Here is a 4009-nt window from a genome sequence, read left to right on the forward strand (position 1 = left end):
CGCGTCGAGCCCGGCGCGGTGGTCCTCACCGACGGGCGCACCCTCCCGGCCGGCGCGGTCGTCGTCGGCATCGGCGCCCGCCCCGCCACCGGCTGGCTCGCCGGCTCCGGCATTGCGCTCGGGCCCGAGGGCTCGGTGACCGCCGACGCGGCGCTGCGCACCTCGCTGCCCGACGTGTACGCGGTCGGCGACTGCGCCTCCTTCCCCTCGGCCCGCTACGGCACCCGCCTGGTCGTGCACCACTGGGACAACGCGCTCCAGGGGCCCAGGACCGCCGCCGCCCACATCGCAGCCGCCGGGGACGCGGCGGACATCCCGCCCTACGACCCGGTGCCCTACTTCTGGTCCGAGCAGTTCGGCCGGTTCGTGCAGTACGCCGGGCACCACGCGGACGCGGACACCCTGCTGTGGCGGGGCGATCCGGCCGGGCCCGCCTGGTCGGTGTGCTGGCTGCGCGACGGGGTCCTGGTGGCGGTGCTCGCGGTCGGCCGCCCCCGCGACCTGGCCCAGGGGCGCCGGCTCGTCGAGGCGGGGGCCCGGCTCGACGCGGAGCGGGCCGGGGACCCCGCCGTACCGCTGAAGTCGGCGGTCCTGCCGTAACCGCCCGGGACCTGAAGGGCCGAGTCCGGGTTTCGGCTGTCAGTCCGGGATGGCAGGCTTGTCCCCGTGACCGAGATTGACGCAAAGATCGATGCTCTCGTCCCTGCCTGGCTCCACCTGCCCGACATCGCGGAAATGCTCGATGTCGAGGTGACGCGTGTGCGGCAGCTGGTCAAGGAGGGCCAGCTCATCGCCGTACGCCGTGGGGAGAACCGGGCGCTTCAGGTGCCCGCCGCCTTCATCGACGGCGACAAGGTGGTCAAGGGCCTCTCCGGGACCCTGACGCTCCTGAAGGACGACGGCTTCTCCGACGAGGAGATGCTCGAATGGCTCTTCACCCCCGACCCGACCCTGCCCGGCACCCCCGCGCAGGCTCTGAGTGAGAATCGCGGCACGGAGGTGAAGCGCCGCGCCCAGGCGCTCGCCGTCTGAACCGACCGGGGAAGCGGGCCGCACCGCGCGAGCGGGCGGCCCGCTTCCCCGCGCCCGCACCACCGATCCGCCGTCAGCACGTCTTCCCCGGGGGGAACCGCACCATGTCCACGCCCAGGCCGCGTCCCGAAAGCCCCGTCCGGCCCGCGACGCCTCGCGCGCAGCTGTCCGACGCCCGGCTCTACCTGTGCACGGACGCGCGCAGGCGCCAGGGCGACCTGTCCGACTTCCTCGACGCGGTCCTCGCCGGCGGGGTGGACATCGTCCAGCTCCGCGACAAGGGCATGGAGGCCGGGGAGGAGCTCGACCACCTCGCGGTCCTCGCGGACGCCTGCGAGCGGCACGGCAAGCTCCTCGCCGTCAACGACCGGGCGGACGTGGCCCACGCCATCGGCGCCGACGTCCTGCACCTCGGCCAGGGCGACCTGCCGGTGCCGGCGGCCCGCGCGATCATCGGCGCCGAGCCGGTCATCGGCCGCTCCACGCACGCCGAGGCCGAGGTCGACGCCGCCGTCACCGAGCCCGGCGTGGACTACTTCTGCACCGGCCCCTGCTGGCCCACCCCAACCAAGCCCGGCCGCCACGCGCCCGGTCTGGACCTCGTCCGCTATGCCGCCTCGCTCGCCCCCGCCCGCCCCTGGTTCGCCATCGGGGGCATCGACGCGGACAACCTCGACCAGGTGCTGGACGCCGGGGCCCGCCGGATCGTCGTGGTGCGGGCCCTGACCGAGGCGTCCGACCCAGGCGCCGCCGCCGCTGAGCTGGCACGACGGGTCCGCGAGCGCGCCGAAGCCTGACGGGGCGGCCGAGCCCGGAGCGGCGGCCCCGGGCGGGCCTGGGACGAATCTGTCCGAAGGATGGACAAGAATCAGTCAATTCCGGCAAATGACTCCGCTTCGGTTGGGGCCCCGCCCCGCCCTGGTTAACCTGCCCGTATGGCCCTTGGCACACCCTCCACCAGGACAGATCACGCGCGCACCGTGCGTGAGATGCTCGCGACCGGCGAGACCTCGTACTCGTTCGAGTTCTGGGCGCCCAAGACCGAGAAGGGCGAGCGCAACCTGTGGAACGCGCTGCGCCGGGTCGAGGCCGTCGCGCCGAGCTTCGTCTCGGTGACGTACGGCGCCGGCGGCTCCACCCGCGCCGGCACGGTGAAGGCCACCCAGGACATCGCCGCCGAGTCCACGCTCACCCCGGTCGCCCACCTCACGGCCGTCGACCACTCGGTCGCCGAACTGCGCAACATGGTGGGCCAGTTCGCGGACGCCGGGATCCGGAACATCCTCGCCCTGCGCGGCGATCCGCCGGGCGACCCGATGGGCCCCTGGGTCGAGCACCCGCAGGGTGTGAAGTACGCGGCGGACCTGGTCCGGCTGATCAAGGAGGCCGGCGACTTCTGCGTGGGGGTCGCGGCCTTCCCCGAGCGGCACCCGCGCTCCGACGACTGGGACACCGACGTCCGGCACTTCGTCGACAAGTGCCGCGCGGGCGCCGACTACGCGATCACGCAGATGTTCTTCGACCCCGAGGCGTATCTCCGGATGCGTGACCGGGTGGTCGCCGCCGGTTGCGACACGCCGATCATCCCGGAGGTCATGCCGGTCACCAACGTCCGCCAGTTGGAGCGGCTTTCCCAGCTCAGCGACGCGGCGCTGCCCGACGACCTGAAAGAGCGCATCCTCGCTGCCAAGGACGACGCCGCCGCTGTACGCTCCATTGGCATCGACTTCGCAACGCGGTTCAGCGCGAAGCTGCTCTCCGAGGGCGTGCCCGGACTGCACTTCATCACGCTGAACAACTCCACTGCGACGCTCGAGATCTACGAGAATCTCGGACTGCACAAGCAGTCGTGACCGGCCGTACCCGCCACCATCCGGGGCGGTGGCCGTAGAAGGGGGCGGGCATGGGCTGGACGGTCCTCTACATCGCGTTCGGTGTCGTCGCGCTGTGGCTGCTCGGCGAAGTGCTGCTGCAGTACAAGGCGCGGCTGCGCTGGCGCCTCCTCGCCTTCACCGGCTTCCTCGGTGTGGTGATCGGCGTCCTGATGCCGTCCGTGCCCGTCATCGCCCTCGGCGCGGTCGCCTTCGCCACCGGTCAGACCTACGTCACGCTCTCGTTTCGCAAGGGCTTCTCCACCGGCTGGGCCCTGGGCGGCAAGCCCGGCGAGAGCCGCCGCAGGCGCGGCGGCGGCGACCGCAAGCCCACGCTGGAGGTCTCGGACCTGGAGATGGAGTACGAGGGCGGCGCTCCCGACGTCCCGGCCGCCCCGCAGTCCGCCGCCGTCTACGCGACCGAACCGGTGCCCGAGGACACCGGCCAGTACGGCGTCTACAGCGACTCCGTGCCGCCCCGCCCGGCCCACGAGCCCCAGACGGCGCCGAGCCACGACGCGTACGACCCCTACGGCTACCCGGCGCACCAGCCCGAGGGCCAGGACACCTACGCCGGGGCCGGGCAGTACGACTACGGCACCGACCCGCAGAGCTACGCCGCCTACTCCGACCCGTACATCGGCACCACCGCGAGCACCCCGCAGTACGACGGCTACGGGAACTACGGCGGCCAGCAGCAGTACGCCGACCCGTACGCGCAGGGCGGCTCCTACGGCTCGGACACCCCGCCGGGCGGCGTCTGGGTTCCGCAGCAGCGCGAGGGCGAGCCGTTCCCGCAGCAGCCCGCCGCCCAGGCCCCGTACCCGAACGGCTACGACACCGGCCACAACGAGCAGTACCGCTACTGAGACGCGTCCGTCTCACCGCGAGCCGCGGAAGCCCTCCCCCTCCACCACGGTCCCCGCGACGAGCGCACCGGACATGCCCGCGTGCGCGAGTCCGCCGCCCGGATGGGACCAGCCGCCGGCCAGCAGCAGGCCCGGCAACCGGGTCCGGTTGGCGGGGTGCAGGAACGCGCCCCCGGCACCGCCCAGCGCCGGCGGCGGCACGGCACCGCCCTCGGCGCCGGTGTCCGCGGCCGTGTC

Annotated in this window: 5 protein-coding genes and 1 pseudogene; 5 read left to right on the plus strand and 1 reads right to left on the minus strand. The window is 73.4% G+C overall.

Annotated elements, in window-relative coordinates:
- From G3I41_RS23910 to G3I41_RS23930, 5 genes are all read left to right on the plus strand, one after another.
- The coding region (locus G3I41_RS23910; RefSeq protein ID WP_164402453.1) for an oxidoreductase C-terminal domain-containing protein at window positions 1-600 on the plus strand (600 nt) is incomplete at its 5' end.
- Window positions 601-666: 66 nt separating this feature from the next.
- On the plus strand, window positions 667-1032 hold the full coding sequence (locus G3I41_RS23915) for an Rv2175c family DNA-binding protein (protein ID WP_164402454.1): 366 nt from the start codon (window positions 667-669) through the stop codon (window positions 1030-1032).
- A 104-nt stretch (window positions 1033-1136) separates the two neighbouring features.
- On the plus strand, window positions 1137-1829 hold the full coding sequence (thiE, locus tag G3I41_RS23920) for a thiamine phosphate synthase (RefSeq protein WP_164402455.1): 693 nt from the start codon (window positions 1137-1139) through the stop codon (window positions 1827-1829).
- A 138-nt stretch (window positions 1830-1967) separates the two neighbouring features.
- Window positions 1968-2885: a methylenetetrahydrofolate reductase [NAD(P)H] gene (metF, locus tag G3I41_RS23925; protein WP_164402456.1), complete on the plus strand. Its 918-nt coding sequence runs from the start codon at window positions 1968-1970 to the stop codon at window positions 2883-2885.
- Window positions 2886-2935: 50 nt separating this feature from the next.
- Window positions 2936-3772 (plus strand): hypothetical protein, encoded by an 837-nt coding sequence (locus tag G3I41_RS23930; RefSeq protein WP_164402457.1) that lies wholly within the window; start codon window positions 2936-2938, stop codon window positions 3770-3772.
- A 12-nt stretch (window positions 3773-3784) separates the two neighbouring features.
- Here G3I41_RS23930 and G3I41_RS23935 read toward each other — a convergent pair.
- Window positions 3785-4009: pseudogene (locus G3I41_RS23935) on the minus strand (NAD(P)/FAD-dependent oxidoreductase); the annotation flags it as partial.

It is taken from the genome of Streptomyces sp. SID9727, from assembly GCF_010550605.1.
Taxonomy (GTDB): domain Bacteria; phylum Actinomycetota; class Actinomycetes; order Streptomycetales; family Streptomycetaceae; genus Streptomyces.

What these genes read in the sequence shown, in the direction of transcription:
- thiE (WP_164402455.1), top strand. Translation starts at nt 1,137, where the DNA reads ATGTCCACGCCCAGGCCGCGTCCCGAAAGCCCCGTCCGGCCCGCGACG.
- metF (WP_164402456.1), top strand. Translation starts at nt 1,968, where the DNA reads ATGGCCCTTGGCACACCCTCCACCAGGACAGATCACGCGCGCACCGTG.
- G3I41_RS23930 (WP_164402457.1), top strand. Translation starts at nt 2,936, where the DNA reads ATGGGCTGGACGGTCCTCTACATCGCGTTCGGTGTCGTCGCGCTGTGG.